The sequence below is a fragment of the Acinetobacter towneri genome (assembly GCF_001758345.1).
Taxonomy (GTDB): Bacteria; Pseudomonadota; Gammaproteobacteria; order Pseudomonadales; family Moraxellaceae; genus Acinetobacter; species Acinetobacter towneri_A.
The window spans coordinates 1-24726 of the sequence record NZ_MKQS01000026.1 but is presented as its reverse complement, the minus strand read 5'-3'; the positions used below and the strand labels follow the sequence as shown (position 1 = coordinate 24726).

Genomic DNA, 24726 nt, shown 5'->3' with positions numbered 1-24726 from the left:
ATAAGCAGATACTCGTTATACTTAAGCAAATTTAGGTATTACTAGAGATTCTTGCTTCATGACTCAGGTTCAACTGCAACAATTACAAAAACATCTTTGGAATATTGCGAACGATTTACGCGGAAAAATGGGGGCTGATGAGTTCCGTGACTACATTCTCGGCTTCATTTTCTACAAATACCTGTCTGAAAAAGCGATTAGCTTTGCCAATGAACTGTTGCGAGATGAAGGCTTGGCAGAAAAATATCATCAACTTGATGAAAATACCCCTGATCACGCTGAACTCATTGATGGCATTAAAGAAAACTCAGTCGAAGAAGTCGGTTATGCCCTGGCACCAAAGCAACTGTTCCATACAATTGCTGAGCGTGGTCGTCAGGGTGAGTTCATTCTTGATGAGCTTTCAAATACCTTACGAGAAATCGAACGTAGTACCTTGGGTGCTGAATCTGAAGATGACTTTGCCAATCTGTTTGAAGATCTCGACCTTAATTCAACCAAACTCGGCAACAATGCCAACGACCGTAATGAATTGGTCAGCAAAGTACTCACACATTTAGACAATATTGATTTTGATCTGAGTAACTCAGAATCTGATGTATTGGGTGATGCCTACGAATATTTGATTGGTGAGTTTGCCTCTGGTGCAGGTAAAAAAGCAGGTGAATTCTATACACCGCAAACCGTATCCACCTTGCTTGCAAAGATCGTGACTCAAGGCAAAGAACAGCTGCGTTCAGTCTATGATCCGACATGTGGTTCAGGTTCATTGCTGTTACGTGTCAAACGTGAAGTTCAAGATGTCGATATGATTTACGGTCAAGAGATGAACCGTACTACCTATAACCTGGCACGAATGAACATGATTCTGCATGATGTTCACTTTGCTAAATTCGATATCAAGCAAGAAGATACCTTAATTCGCCCACAGCACATTGATCAGCGTTTTGAAGCAGTGGTGGCCAATCCACCATTCTCTGCAAAATGGTCAGCAGATCCAATCTTCTTACAAGATGAGCGTTTTAGCCGTTTTGGTAAGCTTGCACCAAGCTCAAAAGCAGATATGGCTTTTGTTCAGCACATGCTTCATCAACTCGATCACAACGGCACGATGGCGGTTGTTCTACCGCATGGTGTGTTGTTCCGCGGTTCAAGTGAAGGCGTGATTCGTCAGTACCTGATTGAAAAACTCAATGTCATTGATGCTGTGATTGGCTTACCTGCCAATATTTTCTACGGTACGACTATTCCGACCTGTATTTTGGTGCTGAAGAAAAACCGTGAGCATACAGGCAATATTCTATTTATTGATGCCAGCAATGACTTCGAAAAACAAAAGAACCAAAACAAGCTATTGCCTGAGCATATTGAAAACATCATTGCGGCCTATGAAAATCGCCAAGACATTGAAAAATATGCTCATGTCGCCACCTTACAAGAAGTCAAAGATAACGATTACAACCTCAATATTCCTCGCTATGTGGATACCTTTGAAGCTCAAGATGAAATTGATCTGAATGCAATTGCTCAGCAACTCAAAGAACTTGAGCAGCAAAGCCAAAATACCGACAAAGTGATTGCTGAATTTTGTAAAGAGCTTGGCATTGACTCACCTTTTGCGGAGGTGAAGTAATGACTGCACCTAAATTACGGTTTAAAGAATTTAGTGGTAATTGGGAAACATCTCCCTTAAAAGCTCTTTGTAAAATTAATCAAGGTCTACAAATTGCCATTGAGAATAGGTTCTTAGAGGATGGAGAAAATAGATTTTTCTATATAACAAATGAATTTCTAAAAGAAGGTTCAAAAAAAAACTATTTTATTGAAAATCCTCCTAAATCTGTAATTTGTGATGAGTCTGATATATTGATGACTCGAACAGGAAATACGGGGCAAGTTGTAACTGATGTAAAGGGAGCATTTCATAATAATTTTTTTAAGATAGATTTTGATAGAAGCATTATCAATAGAAACTTCTTTATTGAATTTCTAAAAAAAGATACAACTCAGCATCTTATTTTAAAATATGCAGGTGCCTCTACTATTCCTGATTTGAATCATTCAGATTTTTACCGAATAGTAATGCCTATTACAACTATTGAAGAACAAACCAAAATCGCCACTTTTCTTTCAGCAGTGGATGAAAAGATTAGTCAGCTTTCGCAAAAACTCCACCTTCTGGGCCAATATAAACAAGGCATGATGCAAAAGCTGTTTAGTCAGCAAATTCGTTTTAAAGTTGATGATGGTAGTGAGTTTGGGGAGTGGAAAAGTATCCAACTTAAAGATATTGCTGAACGTATTACTAGAAAAAATAAGGAAGAAAATCAAAATGCTTTAACTATTTCTGCACAAATGGGATTAGTTAATCAACAAGAATATTTTAGTAAACAAATTGCCTCACGTGATTTGAGTAAATATTACTTATTACATAAAGGCGAATATGCATATAACAAAAGTTATTCCGCTGGATATCCAATGGGGGCAATAAAACGCCTAAAGCTTTATGATAAAGGTGTTGTTTCTACACTTTATATTTGTTTTTCACTTAATAAACATATTAATAGTGATTTCTTTGAACAATATGTAGAAAGTGGAGCTTTAGTACCTGAATTGGAAAAAATTGCTCAAGAAGGTGCACGTAACCACGGACTATTAAATATTAGCCTTCAGGAGTTTTTTGAGGTTAATTTATGGACACCTTGCCTCGAAGAACAAACCAAAATCGCTAACTTCCTTTCATCAATCGACAAAAAAATTGATGTGATTTCAGAGCAGCTAGAACAAGCCAAGCTTTGGAAAAAAGGACTTTTACAGCAAATGTTTGTTTAAATACTGAGAACGTCAATTCATCCATCTGATTGAAAGACTTTGAGGGTAAAACATCACCGTATGTTTCGGGCTTCAATTAGATGGATTTCACTTAGATCACCGTAATTCAATAAAAAATTAGAGAAAGAGATGTCCGTACAAAGCGAAGCTCAACTTGAAAATCAACTCATTGAACAGCTCAAAAACCTGGGTTATCACCAGGTTGATCTCAAAGATGAAAATCAATTGCTGAGCAATCTAAAAATTCAAGTTGAACGCGCCAACGGTATTACCTCTTTCTCTGCAAATGAATGGGCACAAGTCCTCAATCATCTCAAGGCCGGTAATAGTTTTAACTGTGCCAAAGTGCTGCGTAATCGCTTCCCCGTGAACTTTGATGATGGTTCTACACGCCATATTGATTTTTTATTTGCCGATCCCAGTCAAAATATCTATCAAGTGACCAATCAAATTGTTATCGATCACAGTGCCAGTAATGGCCACACCAGTCGCTTTGATGTCACCTTGCTGATCAATGGCCTGCCTTTGGTGCAAATCGAGCTAAAACGCGCAGGGGTAGAGCTTCCTGAAGCCTTTAACCAAACCCAACGCTATGCCAAAGTCGCTTACAGTAGCGGAGCAGGTCTGTTTAACTACATCCAGCTGTTCGTAATCAGCAATCGTGACCATACCCATTACTATTCAACCGGCACCAGCAATTTCGAATTTACCTTCCCCTGGGCAGATTTTGACAACAAGCACATCCATAAAATCGAGACCTTTGCCGAAGCCTTTTTAAAGCATCAGCACATCACCCAAATGCTGACTGAATACATGGTGATCCTGGAAGTTGAAAAGCGTTTGATGGTGCTGCGTCCCTACCAAATCTATGCGGTACAGCAAATTATTCAACGTGTGCAACATTCAGAGCAAAACGGCTATATCTGGCACACCACAGGCTCAGGAAAAACCCTAACTTCATTCAAAGCCAGTCAACTCATCATGCGCTTGCCTGAAGTTGAAAAGGTCCTCTTTGTGGTGGATCGCAGTGATCTCGATACCCAAACGGTGCGTGAGTTCAATGCCTTCAAAAAAGACAGTGTCGATACCACCAAGAATACCGGCACCTTGGTCACTCAATTGGGCCAGAAACATGACAAACTGATTGTCACCACCTTACAAAAGCTCAATATTGCCATCAGTTCTGACCGTTATAGCGATCAGATTCGCTATCTCAAAGATAAAAAAGTCGTGATCATTTTTGATGAATGTCACCGTAGCCAATTTGGCGATACCCATCGCAATATCAAACGCTTCTTTAATCAGGCGCAAATGTTTGGTTTTACCGGAACGCCTATTTTTGAGAAAAATAGCCAACTGAAAATTGACTCGCAAGCCGTCACCACCAATGCCCTGTTTGATGAATGTCTGCATAAGTACGTGATTACCGATGCCATTCGTGATGGGAATGTCCTACCCTTCCAGATTGCCTATATGGGTAAATACACCAGCAATGGCATCGAAAATAGCGACAGCTATGAAGAAGATGTTGAAGGGATTGATACCAAAGAGCTGTTTGATAACCCTGCCCGTCTCGAAATGATTACCCGCTATATCCTGGATAATCACCACATCAAAACCAAAAATAAAACCTTCACCGCGATGTTCTGTGTCAGTTCCGTTGAAGTCCTGACCCAGTACTACGAATTGTTCAAAAAAGTACAGCAGGAAAAACAGCAGCAAGCCGAAGAACAGGGTGGGATTTATACGCCATTGACCATTGCCACGATTTTTTCCTTTGCAGCCAATGAAGAACTCAAGGTCGAAGATCACAGTGGTTTAATTGAAGAAGAGTCTGCGGATCTCCCGACCAGGATCAGCCAATCCAATCGAGATAAGCTCGATCAATACATTGCTGAATACAATGCCAAATTTGGCCAGAACTACAACTCAGGCGATGAGTTCTACGCTTATTATCGTGATATTGCCAATCGAGTCCGTAAAAAAGAAGTTGATATTTTGCTTGTGGTGAATATGTTCCTGACCGGTTTTGACTCAAAACCACTCAACACCCTGTATGTCGACAAGAACCTTAAATATCATGGCCTCATTCAGGCCTTTTCACGCACCAACCGTATTCTGAACGCAGACAAGCCTTTCGGTAATATCCTGTGCTTCCGTAATCTGAAACAGGCTACAGACCAAGCCCTCACCTTATTCTCAAATAAGGATGAAGCACAAAGAATCGTGCTGATTCCAAGTTTCGACAGCATCAAGGAAAAGTACAATGCTGCGGTCACCCATTTACTCAGTATTGCTCCAGATCCGGATCAAGTCCCCCATACGCTGGAAACCGAAGAACAGCAATTGGAGTACGTGAAAGCCTTCCGTGAGGTGATGCGGATCAATGCCCAATTGGAAAACTTTGTCGAGTATGACCAGAACGATACCGATTTAAACAAAGCAGAATTTCAGAAACACACCTCACAGTACAAATATCTGTACAACAACGTCCGTGTGGTCCAGCCTAAAGACAAGGTATCGGTCCTCAATGATGTGAACTTCCAACTGGAACTGATCCACCGCGATACCGTGAATGTCGGTTATATCTTGAATCTACTGCAATCGGTGGTCAATCATAAAGATCCTGAAAAGAAACAGCAGTATCGTTCCCAGGTGCAAGATATCATCTCGACCAACCACAACTTGTATGACAAACAAGAGCTGATTCAAAAGTTCCTGGATGAAAATATTCCGCGCATGGCCAATGGTCAAAGCGTTGAACAAGCCTTTGCTCAGTTTTGGGATGTGGAAAAAGAAAAGGCGCTGAATGAGCTGTGTCAAAAAGAAGCCATCAAACCTGAAGTCTTCAAAACGGTGCTCAGCCAATATGAATACACCCAGCGTTTACCTAGCCGTGAAGATGTCAAAGACTTACCGATTGCGCGTCCCAAGATCTCAGAACGTAAGACTCTGATGAACACTCTGGTTCTCAAAACTCGAAACTTTATTGAAAAGTTCTATCGGGGTTTATAAGTACCTAAAACGAAAAAATGCCTGAACTTCAGGCATTTTTTACGTCATCACTAACAGCTTAGGTAATCTCCCCTAATAAAAAAATTTAATTTTTTAAAGATAAGATAAATTTCTCAATCATCTGTCTTTCTGATTCAGGTAATTCTTGAATAGATTTTGTAATTGGATCACTCCCTRGATGAGTATGTTGATCTATACATCCTAATAAATAATCAGCAGATACATTCAATACAACAACTAGCTTATAAAAATTTTCTAATGACGGTTTACGAGAACCTGCCTCGATATGTGCAATTGATGTAGATGGAATACCTGATTTCTCCGACAACTCTTGCTGTGTCATTTTTCTCATTTTTCTGATCTCTTTTAGTCTTATACAAAATAAATCAGAATTCATCTCAATCATCATAACAAAAAAMCATAAATCGACAATATAAACTTGACTAAATAGACAAGTTTTCGTATAAATATTGATAGTATTTTATTGTCTATTTCGACAAAAAACATCTTATACAAACGAAGGAGGAACATTAGATGATCAATATTGTATGTGCATGAGTGCACTATCTGACAATAGTACACTCATGCTTTTCATTCCAAATCAATGAAATGAAAGATTGTAAAATTTCGACTTTTTACCTTTGCATTCTTTCATAACCAACAATTTAAGTAAATTTTTCTTTTACGAAAAACATCTATTCACTTAAAGGCTCGATTATGAATAACTCCCCTAACTTTCTTAATTCTATTAAACCTGAAATCCGTAATCTTAATGTGCGTACTATTTCAAAAATGATTGCTTCTAAAATTATCACAACCACAGAACTACAATTACAACGTGAACCAAACTTTTGTAAGATTCTTAATGTTGCACAACATCTCACAACCTACGAAGCTGTTACATATTTTGTTGATAATCAATTTTTTGAAGAATATGGTTTTCAGCAATTATCTTTAATTCGTCTACAGGATATATATGATCAACTTTTACTTAATTTTTATGAGCATCTAAGGAATACTATTTATTATCCTATGTCATAAATAGGTTTTGATATGAATTAAGTCCTCACGTAACAAGAAATGAGGACTTAATTCATGGAGCTTTAATTTTTCAGCGCTGCACTTCCATATATGGACAAATCCCTGACAAGAACGACAGGAAGTAGTTTCCCATCCCATAACTCTATTCCGGATTACATAAGATCATAAGTTGCGTAAGTTATGTAACTTTATAAATTTATATCTCTGACAGATCAGCCCATTAACGGTTCTTCTGGCCAGAGAGATCTTTAATTCTTAACAATGCACTTCCATATATGGACAAATCCCTGACAAGAACGACAGGAAGTAGTTTCCCATCCCATAACTCTATTCCGGATTACATAAGATCATAAGTTGCGTAAGTTATGTAACTTTATAAATTTATATCTCTGACAGATCAGCCCATTAATGGTTCTTCTGGCCAGAGAGATCTTTCATTCTTAACAATGCACTTCCATATATGGACAAATCCCTGACAAGAACGACAGGAAGTAGTTTCCCATCCCATAACTCTATTCCGGATTACATAAGATCATAAGTTGCGTAAGTTATGTAACTTTATAAATTTATATCTCTGACAGATCAGCCCATTAATGGTTCTTCTGGCCAGAGAGATCTTTCATTCTTAACAATGCACTTCCATATATGGACAAATCCCTGACAAGAACGACAGGAAGTAGTTTCCCATCCCATAACTCTATTTCGGATTACATAAGATCATAAGTTGAGTAAGTTATGTAACTTTATAAATTTATATCTCTGACAGATCAGCCCATTAACGGTTCTTCTGGCCAGAGAGATCTTTAATTCTTAACAATGCACTTCCATATATGGACAAATCCCTGACAAGAACGACAGGAAGTAGTTTCCCATCCCATAACTCTCTTGGAAGTTATATAAGTTAAGTAAGTTAAGTAAGTTAAGTAAGTTAAGTAAGTTAAGTAAGTTAAGTAAGTTAAGTAAGTTAAGTAAGTTAAGTAAGTTTATAGCTTTATGTTCATTACAGATCAATCCCTGGCGGTTTATGTAATAGCCCCAGTTAAAACGGACACTTCTCAATTAAGACCTAGTCATAGCACTAGGGTTAAGGAGTGTTCTATGGAACGTATTGAAGTTATTACATCGGTGCAGCGTCGTCGACGTTATTCAGGTCAGGAAAAAGCCCAATTTGTTGCCATGACCATGCAACCAGGCTCATCCGTTCCCTCTGTTGCCAGACAGTATGGCATCTCACCACGTTTGCTGTTTAAATGGAAAAGACTTATGCAGGATGCTGGAGTAACTGCCGTGGAAACCAATGCGTAGATCTTCAGTGTGATTGACTATAATGCGCTGTTAAAAATATCAAACAGCTTCAGTAAAGGTTTGGATGAAAAAGCGTAGAAGTTCTCAGGAATTGCTCAGGCACAAAATACATATCGCACATGCCATGCTCTTTATTTGAAAGCACCCAAGAATAAAAACAGCCCATAATTTGAAGTTCATGATCAGTAGCAGAGAAACTTGGGTCGGTTCCTCACTTCAAATCTTACAGTCTGCAAGTTTAGCGTTATTCATTACCAGGGCAGACTAAATTTTTCCTGTAGGTTGGTAGTGTTCAAAATAAGAATTTCTATTATTCAGGTTACGATAACTTTTCTGATTTATATTTTTCTTTATAGCCCACTTTTAACAAATCAGAATAATACTTTTTTACCTTTTCGGGGTCGAGAAGTTCAAGTGAAATCCTTTCTTTAAACGCTTCGATCTCTTCGCCTACATTGGCATATTTACCCCCGAATTCGGGATATTTGATAAGGTCACACAATTTTTGAGCGAAAAATATAGATTGTTTTGGGGTCAGCTGATATGTCGGTTCCAGTACCTTATCACTAATAATTAAGGAAGCTTTTTGATTAAAAGAAAATTCGATATGTGTAATTGTTCTTCCTTCTTTCTTCTGCTCATAACTTACGTCGATATCAGTAAGTTTATTAATTTGATCTATGGCAACCGTCAATACACGCTTTTTGAAATCTCCCATGGTTTTATATTCATTTTCAAGTAGACCTAACTTATCACGCAATTCAACCATACTAATATATAGCTTGCCTTTGCTACGCCATCTAATCAAAAGTTCATACAGCCGTATAGCGTATACACTAGATAATTGAGAAATTTGCTTTAATTCATAACGAGTAAACTTTTCTTCAAGTTTTACAAAAAGCTGTAAAATATCAGGAGCAAAAATTAGTTGAGCGCATGCAGCTTCTTTAACATAGCCAACTTTTGACACCCAACGGCTTTTGTAGACTGCAGGTTTACCTGTAACAGGATCTATGGCCTTATAGGTGAGTCTACGTTCAAATAAGTTATCACATGCTCCTTGAAGAGCCTCATAGGCCGCTTGACGACCCAAATTAAAGTGCTTCATGTATTCAGATGCGTGTATTGTTAGCAATGTATCCGATGTAAGCTCTTTTTCAATTTCCCTGGCTGCAATAATTGCAACTAAAATTAAGCGTTGTTCTGACAGAGTCAACGCATAAGATGCTTCAATCAAGTTATTATCTTTATAAATTACATTTGCCATGTTGTGATCAGAGAAACAAATATTATTAGTGGACATTAACACTTAATGTCCACTAATGGAAGATCTATCTATGTCAGGAAAACGTCCATTTATGTCAGGAAAACGTCCATTTAAATCAAGGAAAACGTCCACTTATTGTCAGGAAAACGTCCACTTATTGTCAGGAAAACGTCCACTTATTGTCAGGAAAACGTCCATTTAAATCCTCTCAAAGCTATACACTACAAGAGATACAAGAGACCTATAAAATATAAATTTAAAAATATATATAAATTTAAAAAAGTGCCTTACTTGTGGATAACTTTATTTTTAACTTTATTTTTCACAATAGTTGATTTAGGAGATTAAAACTTATACATTATTTTTAACAAAATTACGTAACTTACATAACTTATGATTATTTTAGTAGGTGGTGAAAAAGGCGGAGCTGGTAAGAGCTGCCTTGCACAAAACTTAGCTGTTTATTTACAAACCAAGAATAGAGATGTTCTACTTCTAGATGCAGATCCTCAAGGTACAACAACTGACTGGATTAAAGAACGTGATGAGAATGAGGATTTGAAAAATATCCCATCTGTACAAGCTTCAGGCAATATTCGTCAAGTTTTAAAAGATTTATCAAAAAGATATGAAGATATTATCATTGACGCTGGTGGGCAAGATTCAGAAGCATTGCGCTCTGCTATGACTATAGCAACACATATGCTATTGCCTTTTAGACCTAAACGTAGAGATCTAAAGACTTTGGATCATATGGAACAAGTATTAAAACTGGCACGAGCAGTGAATCCAGATTTGAATGCCAGAGCAATCATTACACAATGCCCAACATTACCGTCACAAGTACAGCGAATTTTAGATGCTAAAGAAGCCTGTGTATCGTTTGGAATAAAAGCCTTGGACCAAATCACGACAAATCGAAATGTTTATGATGATGCAGATGAAAATGGCTTATCTGTTTTTGAAGTAACAAGTGATCCTAAGGCAAAAGCAGAAATTGAAGGGATAGCTCAAGAGTTTTTAGGAGTATAACTATGGCAGGTCTTAGCGGTTTAAAAAAGAAAACTGACGAGCTTTCAGATCAGGACAAACTGGTTGAAAATTTCATATCTGGAGCTGATAAAAGAGTTAAGGATCTAGAAGTTTCACAAAAGAAATTCGTTCGTTGTACCTTTTCTTTAAATCAAGAATTAAGTGAGTTAATTGATGAGCTAATTATCAAAAGTAATAATGCTCGTGTTAACAGATCTAGTATTGTAAGAATAGCTTTAGAGTCACTGGCAGAGCAGAATTTAGAAGATTTTAAGCAGCTAGTTGATAAAAGTTTTAAATAAAATAAGAACGGAACAGGTTATTTAATCTTATAGATTAAATAACCTAACTTCATAAATATTACAATTTAATTTTTAGATTTATGCCGCTGTTAATTCATCCGCCAACTGCTCAGCCTACTCCAGTACCGTCTCTGTTGCCAGTAAAGCCATCAGGTGGGTAAGTAAGGTATTGCCAGGGCAAAGGCCTGTGACAGCAGGGATCGCATTCAATAAACGGGTTTTGTCTTATTCATTATCGTCTCAAGTACATGCTCTTCGGTTTCCAAGATGATGATTAAAATAGTTCTGGGCATTACTGTTCAGAATCAATAAGTATTTTTGTTCTGCAATACACGCCCCTTCCGCTTCGGAGAGTCCTTATCCCGAAGAAAAATGGCAAGATGAGACCTCTCGGGATAACCGCAGCTCAGGGACGTAAGAACTGGTTGTTTGCTGGCTCACTGCGCAGCGGTCAACGAGCGGCAAATATTATGACGCTGATTCAGTCAGAAAAACTGAATGGGCTGGATCCGTATGCCTATCTCAGTGATGTGCTGAAAAGGCTGCCGACACAGAAAATGAGCCAGATTGAAGAGTTGTTGCCGCATAAGTGGAAGCCTGCCTGACTTAAGTAGGCTTCACCGGATGTTTATCATTAAAATAAGAAAATTAAATGATAATTTTTAAAATCAATGGCATAAAACTTATTTTTAATCTTTTGATTAAAAAAACATCAAATCTGGCGTTACACAGCAAAAAAATTTTCAATACATGCTGAAATTGCTTTTTTGGTCGTTCAATACATACCCTAATTATTTCAATACATGCTGAAATTGCTTTTTTGGTCGTTCAATACATACTGAAATTGCTTTTTTGGTCGTTCAATACATACCCTAATTATTTTCAATACATACTCTTTTTGGCATTTTCTACCAAATATTACCCAGCAAAAATCAAAAGCATCTAGGGATTGGTTGTATAAGGAATGCTTCTTAAAAAAATAATTCAACAATCGTAAAGCTTTTCGCTTGTTTTTTTGAGTTTATTAAAGTCAATAATTTTTTTAAATATTTGATAAATATTGACTTATTTTATTTATCACTACCTTAAATTAAATATTTTTCTCAAATCATCACTTTTGAAAACTCAATTTTTTCATATTTGGTATGTTCTCGTCGAAAGCAAGTTTCTGTGTTTTTTAGAAGCTGCTTCTAATAAGCAAGCCTACCTGTAGCTACAGAAAACTGCACTACGTGCACTTTTCTGGTACGCAACAGGGCTTGTTAGGGGCGACCCCCTAAGACCCCAAACTTCACAAATTTGATGACGGGATAAAAATGAAAACTGGTAAACGAACCATTACAAAGCGCTTACGCTTTTTAGCGCTGCAAGAACAGCAGTTGGATCAGCTGCTAATTGCAAACAGCATGAATTTTACGGATTTTGTACATTGGCTGATTGGACAGGCTTTTATGAAAACTCAGCACACCGTGCCAAAAGAAACGGAAGGCATTGCCCAGCCTGAACCTGAGATCAAAAAGCGCCACCGTCGTCCAGAAAAAATCCTGCAGCGACCTGCTCCTAAGGCCGATCCCAAATTACTGTTGGAGTTGGGTCGTATTGGTAACAACCTGAATCAGATGGCCCGTGCTTTAAATATCATCAAAAATGCGAATCCCCAAGAACAGCAGAAGCTTGATATTTTCAGCGTATTGCTTGTTTTAAGAGGTATCCAAACTGAGTTAGAACAAGTATTTCCCGCACTGCCTAAAATCGGCAGACAAAGCCCTGACCGGCTTCAAAAGCAACTGGAAGACTTAAATGTTGACCAGGCACTACCTTCGATTGTTTTAGCGGAGCAGGATGAAAGTGCATATTAAATTTCTGGATCACGGAAAAGGGTMGGCTGCACACGCTTCAGCGTATGTTTTAGATCAGTTCGATCATCAAGGAAATCTGCGTGCTGGCGTTCATGTTTTACGAGGTGATGCGACCACGTTCAATGCCATTTGTAATGCAAGCCCTCACCTGTGGAAGTACACCAGTGGAGTAGTCGCATGGTCAAAAGACGATGATCCGACTGACGAGCAGATCCTGGAAGTTTTAAATGACTTTGAAAAACACGCTTTTGCAGGACTTGATCAGTCTCAATACCACCTTTTTGCTGTTCTGCACACTGATGATGACGGCTCAAAACATATTCATGTTTTAACGCCACGGCTCGATATTCAAAGTGGTAAATCACTGAATATTGCCCCGCCAGGACACGAAAAACATTTCGACGCATTACGAGATTACTTCAACACAAAATACGAGTGGTCGCGCCCTGATGACATCACTTGGACACAAACAACGCAAGAGCCGAATCACGTTGCAAAACTTAATGCACAAGCCAAAAAAATCCTTGCAAGCGAAGAGTTGAAGACACTTAGAAAAAAGCAGTTTTGCAAGACTGTTGATAATCTCGTCAAAACGCTTTTAAAGACGCAAACAGTAAAAAACAGGGCGGATATTGTCAAATGTATCGAGCAACTCCAAGGCGTTAAATCAGTTAAGCAAAGTAAAGAATTTTTAAGTGTCGTATTAAGCAACGGCAAAACACACAGACTCAGAGGAGATTATTATCATGAACAATTCGAAATTGGACTTTATTCAAAGCGTCTACGAGCAGCAACAGAAAGCCGAGCAACTGCAGATGAGCTTGCAACAGCTCTCCGACAGGCTGATCAACTTCGAGAAACTTATCGAGCAAAGCGAGCAGCCTATCATCAACGGCACTACGCTTTTGCACAAAGTACAGGAGAAGACAACAGCCCTGGAATTACACCTCAACTCGATTTTGACCGAGATAGGGAATTTATCCCCCCAAGCAATAAAAACGCTGACAGCCAGCTATACCGTGCAAATCGAGGAACTCCAGGCAAAACTCGCGAGTATAGATATTACGGAAATATCAAAAGTGAAATCGAGCATAGATTCGTTTTCAATATCAACTCAGGCTCTACAGAGCAAAATCAACAACCAGTTGCAGAACATCTCGATAGATCAGAAGAGCATCCAAGCCCAAGTCCAGGCCCAAGTGCAGCAAGCGATAGTCAATCAAAGTGGGCAAATCGAGAGCGAAATACAAACGCTGATCACGGAAAAACTGAATACGCAAAAAGCAAAATACATTTCATGCGGGATGATCTTGTTTGGGGTGCTGATGATTTTAATCAGTTTTTATACGATTTATCAGTCCAGTACAAACTTAAAGACCATCCAAGCGCAACGACAAATCATTCAACAGAACTCAGAAGCAATCACGGCCCAAATCAATTATTTGAACACCCTACGGAGGTAAGTCATGCAGACCGAAATCGACCAATTTTTGACAGAGCAAAACGCCTTGTTGAGTCAACAAAACAGCTTGTTAGCAGAACAAAACGAAGTCTTGAGTCAACAGGTCAGTTCATTAAAGAATATTTTGACCACTTACAGCGAAGTAGAGCAGAGTTTAAAGGACAAAATCAACAACTTGAACTCAGAGAAAGAAGCTCAACAAGCATTAATTTTGGCTATGAAAGTAGAACTTTCAAAGCTCGAGCAGGGCGAATTTTCGGAGCAATTACAGCAAGCATTTCAAGAAAACTTGAGAATCCAATTGCAAAGGCAATTGACGACAGCATTAAATCAACTGAATTTAAAAGCTACTGTCAGAGACTTAGTGAAGATCGAATTACAACCCATTCAACAGACGATACGCACACAGCAGACAGACCTGGAGGCAGCACTCTCAATCATCTTGCAATTGCAGGTACCAACCGACTTTTACACAGACTTGGAGATGCAAAGCAAGCAGATCAATACGCTTGGGGAAACTGTAGAACGATTAATGACCTTAATCAACAACTTGAACAACTAGAACCCATAGTCGCTAAAATTCGACCCAAACCAAAGCCGGCTACAGATTTCCGTGACTTGCGAATTGACGCTTATTACCCCGGTTACGTTGCTGATCACAAACAACTTTCAGCCCAACAACAGCAAGCATACAACGATAATAATCTATTGCAATTGATTGATTGTGTGCAGAAAAAAGCTCAAAACTTGGAGAAATACATCAGCCAAGCAAGCAGAATGATCAATACATGGGACTATGACAAAATCGAGGAGATCATCAAAAACGACCGATGCATGCTTAACTATTTGAAATGTGAAATTATTTTAGAGCCTCAAAACGATCATTTGAAACATCAAAGAGCGTCATATCAATCGTGTTTAGAGAGTTTTGAGAACATAAAGAGCCATATCCACGAGGTGAAAAAGCCTAAGCCGATTCCTCAAAGCGATGTCTTAGAGCAAACTTATGAACCTGAAAAGCAGCCAAATCGTGATTATGATCTAGATTTTTAATTTCAGCATTGATGATATAAACCGTCCGCTTCGATAATCGCAAAAGTGTGGATTTGAAAGCGGACATTTCTATTTGGGGTTTACATAGAGTCTCTAGCTCTCGTTTTTTTAATCTAAAACTGCTAAAATTTATATACGCCATTGACGTATATAAATCTATGTTATTCATTGAAACCAGTATCTTTACCAAGCAAATCAGAGAGCTTGTCACTGATGAAGAATATCGTCAGCTCCAGCAAGATCTCCTGATACAGCCTGATAAGGGTGACTTAATCAAAAATGGTGGAGGAATTCGTAAAGTACGTTGTGCTCAAGGCAATAAAGGAAAAAGTGGTGGTATCCGCGTGATCTATTATTGGGTCACAGAAGATGATCAGATCTTTTTTCTGGTGGCTTATCCAAAGTCTGTGAAAGATAATCTGACAGACAAAGAAACCTCGATCCTGCGTCAATTAGTAAAGGAGCAATTTCATGGATAACAACTTATTTGATGATCTGGTTGCTTCAATCAAAGAAGCTGGGGCCATCAAACGTAATGAGATAAAGGCAAGTCGAGTCACAGAGCTTGAACTGCCAGATATTAAAGAAGTACGTGAAAAAACAGGCTTAACCCAGGCTGAATTTGCTGCACGTTTGCATATCAGCGCGAGAACCCTGCAAAACTGGGAACAAGGCCGTCGCTATCCAACTGGCCCTGCAGCGACATTAATCCGTATTCTGGATGCTCACCCGGGTCTGATTTAAGTTAAATATACGAGAAATGAAAAAACCCTGGCATCCTGCCAGGGTTTTTCGTATGGGGTCGCTCGGTATAACTCCTGTCGTACCTTACTGTCCTTGTGCGTATCTATATTCTTATTATTGTGTGGAGCTTCCTGTTCCCGATGAATCTATCATATGAAAATTCCAATGTTCCGAATAGCAGCAAAGTACCGGAATTGACGTAAGTAAATACATACAAAGATGATTAAAAACTGCCCTAGGTGTATCTGCAGAAATTGGGGATAATTTGTGCCCTGAAAAAGCTGGGATGGGGACTGTCGAGGGTTCAGTTACTCGAAAATTGTGTGCAACAGCATGATTTTTTGTATAATACGATGACTAGAACAACTAACCGTACCATGGTTATATCAATAGTCGTTTTAGTAAAAGGCAGAAGCTCGAACTTCTGCCTTTTAATTTTTTAAGTAATAAGAAAAACAAAAAGTTTCTGACAAACCCGGCACGATTTATGGTAAAAGTGCTGTATAAATCACATAACAGCCCGTTAACATAGCTAATTTCATTTTTTGTGTAACTGAAATGTAAAGGCCCTTGTTTTCACAAGGGCCTTTAACTTAAATTAGTTGGCGTTACAGCTAAATGATAGTACTAGTATCTTTTAACGAAATATCGTGTAGAGGTTGCAACTCTATACGACAATCACCCAAGGCTTGTAACTGCCAGTTCCTCATATTTTAAGGAAATTATTCTTTTGTACAAGTTTTTATATGTAAATTCTTTTGTACACAGTCTAATTTTTTAAGGAACTGCTTCGGATACAATGCCTGAAATATAAAAAATTCGTTAAATGCTCTTCTTAATACCATTTAAACCCTTCGGTTCGTTCACTACGTCTGTACAAAAGATTAAGTTAGTAAGTGCGACTTTTATAGTCGGCTTAGTCTTTCGTGGTTGCTGTGTGCAGGTGGACAAGTGACGGCAGGCATAGCAACTAAAGGTTTATAACCGCCCTCAAATCTGATGTATTGCACTATTGAGGGGACGCCGGGAATAGCACATGTAACCGTAGAATGATCGGCAGGGATAACCTCCACAAGTTCGGGCATGTGTAGAGAGAAAGGCGTGTGCGGGATAGGGATTCAGCCCTATAAATACTCTCTTGCGAAGTGATCTGGGCGCATCTCACTTTGTACCGATTTGAAAGCGACAGCGGCTCCATACTGTGATGTTTTTAAAGGGTGATATTCAAATACCTGAGCTAACTTTAAAATTAGCGAAGGTAGGGTGAATATTACCGAAAATCTGCTCTAGCTCACCACCCATGATGAGCCAAAAGCGAAGCATGGTGGGGGGACTAGTGCAGATTGAGAGCATCAAATATTATTACTCTGTACACTTTTATAGAAATTGAGCAGTAGTTATTTGAATCCGTGAATGATAAAAGGTCACTGAAGAAATAGATATATTAAAAAAGCTGTCATTAACGTCTCACCACTTATCGAAATAGTCTTGAATCTGTAATACATCCAATAATATATTTGATTTTGTAACTTAATCAAATAATGGGGGGCATCAGATGAAGAGTAATCATGGGGGATTTCGGGAAGGTGCTGGTCGTAAGGCAAATTATGATGAACCTACAAAGGTAATTCGTGTACCGGAATCTCGTGTCATCGAGATCAAGAATTACCTGGTTAAATCCAAGGAAGCCAGGTTCAATGATATAGCCTCAATTACACTTGTAGATCCGTCTATCTCGATGCACATTCCCTTGGCTTCAGAAAAGGTTGCGGCTGGCTTCCCTTCTCCTGCTCAGGATTACATAGACAAAACCTTGGATATGAATGAACACCTCATCAAAAACGAGGCTGCAACCTTCATTGTGAAGGTCGCATCGCTTTCGATGAGGGATGCAGGTATTGAGATTGATGATGAACTGATTGTAGACCGCAGCATTGAAGCCAAGCATGAAGACATCGTAATTGCACTAATAGACAACGAGTTCACTGTAAAACGCCTCATGATCGAAGGTGATGATAATCGTTGGCTTAAAGCAGAGAACCCTGAGTATTCCGACATTCATCTGCAAGATGGGCAGGAAATGCTAATTTGGGGTGTAGTGACTTTTGTCATCAAGCCATTCAGAAAGCGTTAATACTTGATTGGTTTCATGCTCATGCAAGTAGCTCACCAGAAGATCTATGCACTTGTAGACATCAATAATTGCTATGTCAGTTGTGAACGTGTCTTCAACCCTAGCCTTAACAACAAGCCTGTCATTGTGCTATCCAACAATGATGGCTGTGCTGTAGCTCGATCTCAGGAAGCCAAGGACTTGGGCATTAAGATGGGTGTTCCTCTCTTTCAGATCAAGGACATCGTAGAGCAGCATCAGGTGCAGGTGCTATCGAGCAACTATGCACTGTATGCAGAGATGTCTCGCAGATTCATGAAAATACTGTCCGATTTCGTATCTCCCAAAGAGCAGGAGATTTACTCAATTGATGAGTGCTTTCTGGATCTGACAGCTCATTCAGGGAATTACGACTTGACTGAATATGCCCATCAGATTCGTCAGCGTGTGTTTTCTTGGCTTGGTTTACCTGTATGTATTGGCATTGGACGCTCAAAGACTGAAGCGAAACTAGCGAACCATATTGCCAAGAAGAACGCTTACTTCAATGGTGTTTGCAACTTGGTTTCAATGGATCCATGCTCTGCTGAAACTCTGCATCAAGCCATAGATGTTGGTGAAATCTGGGGCGTAGGCCGAAAGCATTCCAAGAAGCTCAACAGCTTGGGGATTCATTCAGTTATGGATTTTGTCTTGGCTTCCCCTCTGATGATCAGGGACCAATTTTCTGTAGTGATGCACAGAACTTTATTGGAACTGCAGGGAATTGCTTGTATTGAACTGGAACATACGCCACCAGCCAAGAAGCAAATCATTGCTAGTCGTTCTTTTGGTCAACGCATCTACCACATTGATGATCTTAAAGAAGCCATGTCATTGTATGTCATGGATGCGATTAGCAGACTGAGAGATGATAATCTGTTGTGTGGTTGTTTGATTGGTTTCGTACAATCAAACCCATTTGATAGCTCAAAGCCCTTCTACAACAAGTCTTTATCCTTGGCTTTACCAGAACCTACCGACAACCTGTTGGTGCTCTCTAAACTCGCTACAGCGATGATTGATGGCTTGTATGCAAAGGATATAGCATTCAAGAAATGTGGCGTGATTCTGACGTGTCTCGAACCAAAGGCAAGTCATGTGTATGACATGTTTACCGACATGAAGCACATCGAAGTCAGTAATGCCTTGATGGATTCCCTTGAAGCGATTCATCTTAAGTATGGCAAAACCAAGATTGCCTTGGGCGCGAGTTTAATGCCGAACAGAACATGGAATATGTCACGAAATCGGCTAACACAGAACTACTTTAAATGGGATCAACTGCTTTGTGTGAAGTAAATGTCCTGCCTATAAATTGATTTCGTTTTGGTTTCATAATAGTTGTTTTTTGATTTCAAAATAGTTGTAATTTACTACTATCTAATCAAAGATTATCTACATCAAAAATGCCCATAAACATGAGTGTTTTCATAGACACTACCTGCTTATAGGCATTACATCATTTATGAATGACGAGAGTTGGCATCATCATAGACGGCATTGTTTTCACGTCTGCCTACAGCAATCACGATGACAACTACCTCATCATCAACGACTTCATAAACCAGACGATAACCAATACAACGAAGTTTAATCTTGTAGCGGTTAGGATATCCTGACAACTTGTTTTTGGGAATGCGAGGATTCTACAAAACCTTGATCAACTGCTTCTTCAATGGCTGCTTAATACTTGGATTTAGCTTATTCCATTCTGCTAATGCTTCTTCTAAAAAGTCTAACTTATAGGTCATCAATATTTACTCGAATGCGTTTCTGATTCGCACGAGCATCTGCAATCTTATTCAGTTCTAGGTCTTCTAGTTGTTCCATCATCGTTTCATACAGATCAGCTGGAACACAGTAAAACGCTGGTGTATTACGATTGAGGATTGCGACAGGTTCGCCTTTGCCTGCGAGCACTGTATCCATCGGACTCTTTTTGAGTTCAGTAATACTTGCAGTCATTCGCGCATGGATTAATTGAGTCATGGTTAAGTCTCTATAGAATAGTGTTTGGCGTCTGGGTGAATTACTACAAGTAATGCAGGAACAATAGCACACTTAAAAGCATGATTAAATGTACTTTTAAAAACTCTTACAAGAAACATAAATGAATACTAAAAGAGCAATAAATCTTTGAATGTGTAGTTGATTCGGCTAAAGGCAACTGCCTAGATAATGCTGCAATGGAGAGCTTCTTTGGAATACTAAAATCAGAGTGTTGCTATGGTGAGGAATTTAAATCAGTTGATGAGTTGGAGCGAAAGGTGACATGTTTATAGAGAATCTTAAATAACTAATTTCAAAATCATGCGATAACTCACCATCAAAAAAGCCCATTTTTAAAATGGGCTTTCTGAAAATCGCATATGCGATAACTTACAAATGAGTATAACTTTCAGTGGCTTGAAAGGATCTAAAAATCGCCTATACGATAACTCAAAAACCGCATTCGCGGTGACTCACACTGCTGCAAGCATTGTGTTGGGCATGGGTATTCTACAAACCGCATTCGCGGTGACTCACATGGCAAGTGAAAAAGCCCAGGCTTTCTTTCATCTATAAACCGCATTCGCGGTGACTCACAACAATATTAAGAATATATGCTGTGATTAATTAATAATTTACAGTTTTTTATGCAAAAAATCAAAAAAAATTTAATGAACTAAAATTAAATATATTCAATAACTTGAATCATGAATTAAAAATTTAGGTGATTTTATAGAACTTTACTCGAAACTTACAAAGAAATTCTTATAAGAAATTTTATGTGAATTTAGAGTATACCCTAAAGTTACAATCTGAAAGTTCATGAAATTATGTATCATTTAAATGATTTTTAATCATAAGTAACATGTAACTTTAGTGTTAAAGAATTATAATTTACGAAATTGTTCATTTTTATCCAATTGGGGCGTGAAAAAGTGAAAGGCCAAAAAGTAGGGTATGTCCGGGTAAGTTCTGTCGAGCAAAACACTGGACGTCAACTTGAAGGAATTGAGGTCGACCGGATTTTTGTTGACCGTGCTTCAGGTAAAAATACTGACCGACCTAAATTTCAGGAAATGTTGAACTATGTCCNTATACCCTAAAGTTACAATCTGAAAGTTCATGAAATTATGTATCATTTAAATGATTTTTAATCATAAGTAACATGTAACTTTAGTGTTAAAGAATTATAATTTACGAAATTGTTCATTTTTATCCAATTGGGGCGTGAAAAAGTGAAAGGCCAAAAAGTAGGGTATGTCCGGGTAAGTTCTGTCGAGCAAAACACTGGACGTCAACTTGAAGGAATTGAGGTCGACCGGATTTTTGTTGACCGTGCTTCAGGTAAAAATACTGACCGACCTAAATTTCAGGAAATGTTGAACTATGTCCGGGAAGGGGACAGGGTGATTGTASATTCAATGGATCGTTTTGCGCGAAGCCTAAAAGATTTGGTCACTGAAGTAGATAAACTGGTCAAACGAGGGATCGCCATCCAGTTTGTAAAAGAAAATATTACTTTTACAGCCGAATCCACCCCGATGGATAATTTGATGCTTCAAATGATGGGTGCTTTTGCACAGTTCGAACGTGAGATCATTTTAGAGCGGCAAAAGGAAGGAATAAAACTCGCCTCTGCTCAGGGGAAGTACAAAGGTCGGGTGCATAAACTAAAGCCTGACCAAGCTGAAGCTTTACGACAAGCATGGAAGGAGGGGAAGTATCCATCGAAAATGGCATTAGGGAAAGCTTTTGGNACTGAAGTAGATAAACTGGTCAAACGAGGGATCGCCATCCAGTTTGTAAAAGAAAATATTACTTTTACAGCCGAATCCACCCCGATGGATAATTTGATGCTTCAAATGATGGGTGCTTTTGCACAGTTCGAACGTGAGATCATTTTAGAGCGGCAAAAGGAAGGAATAAAACTCGCCTCTGCTCAGGGGAAGTACAAAGGTCGGGTGCATAAACTAAAGCCTGACCAAGCTGAAGCTTTACGACAAGCATGGAAGGAGGGGAAGTATCCATCGAAAATGGCATTAGGGAAAGCTTTTGGRATTAGTCGTCAGGCGGTATACCGATATTTACAAGTTAGTGAATAGCTTATTGGGATTAGCAACTAAATTTAGTTTAACTTATAAAAATCATGAAACACTGTTCGAATTTTAAGCGTGGAACGTGAAAAATCACAAAAAAAGCCCACCTTGGGGAAGGTGGGCTATCAACTAGAAACTACAGCATTGATTTCTAAGTGGAATTATAACACATTACGTATAAGGTGTATTATGTTAATTTTAGGAAAACTTATAATCAGAATAATTAACAGCCACTGTTTTATTGGTAGCTATTAATTATTTAAAGGATTGTAATTTTTACCTATGAGTACTTTGATCTTTTGTTTTCCAAAGAGAGTATAGAATTCCTGTAAACAAGATGATGAACGTGATCGAAAGGGAGACTGGCGGTGGAATTTTTGCTATACCTAATCCATCAGCTATAAAAATTTTTGATCCAATAAAGACTAACAATACTGCTAATGCGTACTTCAAATAATGGAAGCGGTCGACCATTGCTGATAGGGCAAAATATAAAGCACGTAATCCCAAAATTGCGAAAATATTTGAAGTATAAACAATAAATGGATCTGTCGTAATCGCAAAAATCGCAGGAACACTATCTATTGCAAAGATCAGATCTACAAATTCAATCATGATCAAGGCTAGAAAAAGTGGTGTCATAAACCAGGTTAATTGGTTAGTTTTTGGATCAATCTTTTTCACCCAGAACTTCTCTGCATGAAGCTGCTCAGTGACACGAAATCTTTTTTTAATAAAGTTCAAAATAGGAGAATTTCCGACTTCATATTCTTTATCAACACTTAGCCACATTTTTATCCCTGTAAAAATAAGAAAGGCTGCAAATATATAAAGAACCCATGAAAATTGGCTGACCAGTGTTGCGCCCACGCCAATCATGATAGCTCTTAGAAAAATTACACCTATAATTCCCCAAAATAAGACTCTATGCTGATAAATTCTTGGTATCGAGAAATATGAAAAAATCATTGCAATGACAAAGATATTATCCATCGCTAATGATTTTTCAATTACAAAACCGGTTACATAGTTAATCCCTGCCGTGGGTCCGAGATACCACCACACCCATGCGCCGAAAAGTAAACCTAATGTAATATAAAATGCTGATAGTGCTAAGCTTTCTTTAACACCAATCTCTCTTACCTTACGATGAAATACTCCAAGATCTAGAATAAGCAGGACAAGTACAATAAGGATCGGAGATTTTTTGATTAAAGAAAGAGTACAGTATTTCTATTTGAAGCTGCAATCTTTGACGCAATTTTGAGTTTAGTGAAGTTTGAATCAGACATTTTTTCTCAATACATGACGATCTCTAATCTTAACTTCAATTAAATGCTCAAATAAAAGAGTAATTATAAATGAGTCCTTGCGATTTAAGTTATTCATCGTCTTTGTGATGATCATTATCGAATAGCTTACAAGTAAAAATTATTGCTAATATGACTAGGCTAGAAGAAATACCAGCATATAAGTTGGCTAAAGTTCCACCAAAAGCAACAAGATCTTCTAAAAACAAGATGACTATAACTATAATAGATACATGTAATATAATAAGTTTTAGATCATGAAACTTATTAATTGATAGTGTCTTAAGAAAAGAACTATTGTCAAAAATAGCTTGTCGAATAAATAATTTATAAAAACCTGCTGAAATTAAATGAAATGTAATAGCAATTAACGAGACATCGAGGATTTTTAAAAATTTAACAACAACTATTTTTACTTCAAAATTAGTTGCATATATATTTTTTATAATAAAARTTATTGCATCAATTAGAAGATATATAGTTGATAAATATAAAAAAATAGAAGATAGTATGCAATTTATAATAACTATAATAACTAAAAATCTACTCTTTTCAAAAAAATTTTGTAGCACTTGATAACATCCCTTAAAATGAGGCTTTGTTGCATAAATATGTAAGCATCTGATTTAAATAAATTTAATTTTGGATCAAAAAATAATCAAAACTTTWAAAATCATATAGTTATGATATCTTTGTRCAACAAAGCCGTCCAGTACTGGAAACTACATCATAACCTCTCTGATTAACTGAATCAGCTAATTGTCCTAAGGTCATCATAGCTACATAAAGTTCCCCAATTCTTCCTGTTAAATGCCTTAATTCTGCAATAGGCATTCCCCGGTAATCCTCCCATAAATAACCGAAGTTAAAAGTAGAGGTTAAGCAGCCATTAGAGGTGGCCTTCCTTTGTTTGCTTGGTGTGGTCTTTCATGGTTGTAATGCCACAACCAGTTTGTTGCATAATCTGGCACTGTTGCAAATAGAGATTTGAGTCGATGATGTTCCCTTTAAAAAGTACTTAGAGACCGAAAACCCTGTTGATTAGACACACTTCACCCTGAGGCTGACCATAATAAAATGACGATGCTTGTCCTTTACGTAGTGCACGCATGACTTCAATACCTTTAATTGTGGCATAAGCCGTCTTCATAGATTTGAATCCTAATGTGGCCCTGATGATCCGCTTTAGCTTGCCATGATCACATTCAATCACGTTATTTTTATACTTAATCTGCCTGTGCTCAAGGTCTGGTGGACATTTACC

Annotated in this window: 19 protein-coding genes and 8 pseudogenes; 19 read left to right on the top strand and 8 right to left on the bottom strand. The window is 38.1% G+C overall.

All coding sequences use genetic code 11. The annotated features are described in order from the left end of the window. Positions 1-58: 58 nt before the first annotated feature. The 4 genes and pseudogenes from BJN41_RS11690 to BJN41_RS11680 all read left to right on the top strand — a co-directional run bounded on the left by BJN41_RS11690 (position 59) and on the right by BJN41_RS11680 (position 5847). Positions 59-1633, top strand: a complete 1575-nt coding sequence (locus tag BJN41_RS11690) for a type I restriction-modification system subunit M (RefSeq protein ID WP_070155394.1) — start codon at positions 59-61, stop codon at positions 1631-1633. Next, positions 1633-2097, top strand: a pseudogene (locus BJN41_RS16100) (restriction endonuclease subunit S); the annotation flags it as partial. The gene BJN41_RS11690 and the pseudogene BJN41_RS16100, both read left to right, overlap by 1 nt. Before the next feature lie 3 nt (positions 2098-2100). Further along, positions 2101-2832, top strand: a pseudogene (locus BJN41_RS16095) (restriction endonuclease subunit S); the annotation flags it as partial. A 129-nt stretch (positions 2833-2961) separates the two neighbouring features. Further along, the gene (locus tag BJN41_RS11680) at positions 2962-5847 is read left to right on the top strand and encodes a type I restriction endonuclease subunit R (protein WP_070155390.1); all 2886 of its coding nucleotides are present in this window, start codon (positions 2962-2964) and stop codon (positions 5845-5847) included. An 85-nt stretch (positions 5848-5932) separates the two neighbouring features. Here the strand turns inward: BJN41_RS11680 and BJN41_RS11675 are convergent, their stop codons facing one another. After that, entirely contained in the window at positions 5933-6256 is a 324-nt protein-coding gene (locus BJN41_RS11675; protein WP_070155388.1) for a helix-turn-helix domain-containing protein, read from the bottom strand. A gap of 308 nt (positions 6257-6564) precedes the next feature. Between BJN41_RS11675 and BJN41_RS11670 the strand changes: the two genes are divergently transcribed. Further along, a complete protein-coding gene (locus tag BJN41_RS11670; protein WP_004967812.1) occupies positions 6565-6888 on the top strand; it encodes a hypothetical protein in 324 nt (107 codons plus the stop codon). Positions 6889-7986: 1098 nt separating this feature from the next. After that, positions 7987-8184: pseudogene (locus BJN41_RS11665) on the top strand (transposase); the annotation flags it as partial. A gap of 328 nt (positions 8185-8512) precedes the next feature. On the opposite strand, the gene repM reads toward BJN41_RS11665, so the two are convergent. Further along, positions 8513-9460, bottom strand: coding sequence for a replication initiation protein RepM (gene repM / locus BJN41_RS11660; RefSeq protein ID WP_026438551.1), 948 nt, complete (start codon positions 9458-9460; stop codon positions 8513-8515). Positions 9461-9853: 393 nt separating this feature from the next. Between repM and BJN41_RS11655 the strand changes: the two genes are divergently transcribed. The 9 genes and pseudogenes from BJN41_RS11655 (at position 9854) to BJN41_RS11615 (ending at position 19366) form a co-directional block, all read left to right on the top strand. Next, positions 9854-10492 (top strand): AAA family ATPase, encoded by a 639-nt coding sequence (locus BJN41_RS11655; RefSeq protein ID WP_004871228.1) that lies wholly within the window; start codon positions 9854-9856, stop codon positions 10490-10492. A 2-nt stretch (positions 10493-10494) separates the two neighbouring features. Continuing rightward, the gene (locus BJN41_RS11650) at positions 10495-10794 is read left to right on the top strand and encodes a hypothetical protein (RefSeq protein WP_004969894.1); all 300 of its coding nucleotides are present in this window, start codon (positions 10495-10497) and stop codon (positions 10792-10794) included. A 404-nt stretch (positions 10795-11198) separates the two neighbouring features. Further along, a pseudogene (locus BJN41_RS11645) lies at positions 11199-11399 on the top strand (transposase domain-containing protein); the annotation flags it as partial. A gap of 711 nt (positions 11400-12110) precedes the next feature. Then, the gene (mobC, locus tag BJN41_RS11640; RefSeq protein WP_004977505.1) at positions 12111-12653 is read left to right on the top strand and encodes a plasmid mobilization relaxosome protein MobC; all 543 of its coding nucleotides are present in this window, start codon (positions 12111-12113) and stop codon (positions 12651-12653) included. Continuing rightward, positions 12637-15168, top strand: coding sequence for a relaxase/mobilization nuclease domain-containing protein (locus BJN41_RS15170; RefSeq protein WP_081406301.1), 2532 nt, complete (start codon positions 12637-12639; stop codon positions 15166-15168). Before mobC ends, BJN41_RS15170 begins: the two co-directional genes overlap by 17 nt. A 158-nt stretch (positions 15169-15326) precedes the next feature. Then, a complete protein-coding gene (locus BJN41_RS11630) occupies positions 15327-15647 on the top strand; it encodes a type II toxin-antitoxin system RelE/ParE family toxin (protein WP_004977497.1) in 321 nt (106 codons plus the stop codon). Beyond that, positions 15640-15912, top strand: a complete 273-nt coding sequence (gene nadS / locus BJN41_RS11625) for a NadS family protein (RefSeq protein WP_000369782.1) — start codon at positions 15640-15642, stop codon at positions 15910-15912. The genes BJN41_RS11630 and nadS overlap by 8 nt, the downstream gene beginning before the upstream one ends. Positions 15913-17467: 1555 nt before the next feature. Then, positions 17468-18046, top strand: a complete 579-nt coding sequence (locus tag BJN41_RS11620; protein WP_070155386.1) for a LexA family protein — start codon at positions 17468-17470, stop codon at positions 18044-18046. Between the two features lie 15 nt (positions 18047-18061). Next, positions 18062-19366, top strand: coding sequence for a Y-family DNA polymerase (locus tag BJN41_RS11615; RefSeq protein WP_070155384.1), 1305 nt, complete (start codon positions 18062-18064; stop codon positions 19364-19366). 164 nt (positions 19367-19530) lie between these two features. Here BJN41_RS11615 and BJN41_RS15165 read toward each other — a convergent pair. Both BJN41_RS15165 and BJN41_RS11605 read right to left on the bottom strand, forming a co-directional pair. After that, positions 19531-19818 (bottom strand): annotated as a pseudogene (locus tag BJN41_RS15165) (type II toxin-antitoxin system RelE family toxin). After that, positions 19808-20056, bottom strand: coding sequence for a type II toxin-antitoxin system Phd/YefM family antitoxin (locus BJN41_RS11605; protein ID WP_000192612.1), 249 nt, complete (start codon positions 20054-20056; stop codon positions 19808-19810). The pseudogene BJN41_RS15165 and the gene BJN41_RS11605 overlap by 11 nt, the downstream one beginning before the upstream one ends. A gap of 164 nt (positions 20057-20220) precedes the next feature. On the opposite strand from BJN41_RS11605, the pseudogene BJN41_RS14855 reads away from it, so the two are divergent. The 4 genes and pseudogenes from BJN41_RS14855 to BJN41_RS16090 form a co-directional block, all read left to right on the top strand. Continuing rightward, positions 20221-20328, top strand: a pseudogene (locus BJN41_RS14855) (IS3 family transposase); the annotation flags it as partial. Between the two features lie 124 nt (positions 20329-20452). Further along, complete coding sequence (locus BJN41_RS11600) at positions 20453-20632, top strand: hypothetical protein (RefSeq protein ID WP_070155382.1); 180 nt, start codon at positions 20453-20455, stop codon at positions 20630-20632. Between the two features lie 359 nt (positions 20633-20991). Next, positions 20992-21147: pseudogene (locus BJN41_RS11595) on the top strand (recombinase family protein); the annotation flags it as partial. A 144-nt stretch (positions 21148-21291) separates the two neighbouring features. Continuing rightward, positions 21292-22158: a recombinase family protein gene (locus BJN41_RS16090; RefSeq protein WP_081406299.1), complete on the top strand. Its 867-nt coding sequence runs from the start codon at positions 21292-21294 to the stop codon at positions 22156-22158. A gap of 270 nt (positions 22159-22428) precedes the next feature. Here BJN41_RS16090 and BJN41_RS11580 read toward each other — a convergent pair whose 3' ends face one another. From BJN41_RS11580 to BJN41_RS11570, 4 genes and pseudogenes are all read right to left on the bottom strand, one after another. Next, entirely contained in the window at positions 22429-23349 is a 921-nt protein-coding gene (locus BJN41_RS11580) for a TerC family protein (RefSeq protein WP_264754242.1), read from the bottom strand. Positions 23350-23533: 184 nt separating this feature from the next. Further along, the gene (locus tag BJN41_RS11575; protein WP_070155377.1) at positions 23534-24034 is read right to left on the bottom strand and encodes a YqhA family protein; all 501 of its coding nucleotides are present in this window, start codon (positions 24032-24034) and stop codon (positions 23534-23536) included. A gap of 306 nt (positions 24035-24340) precedes the next feature. Next, a pseudogene (locus BJN41_RS15420) lies at positions 24341-24451 on the bottom strand (IS3 family transposase); the annotation flags it as partial. A 29-nt stretch (positions 24452-24480) separates the two neighbouring features. Continuing rightward, on the bottom strand, positions 24481-24726 hold a 246-nt coding region (locus BJN41_RS11570; RefSeq protein ID WP_034589764.1), incomplete at its 5' end, for a DDE-type integrase/transposase/recombinase.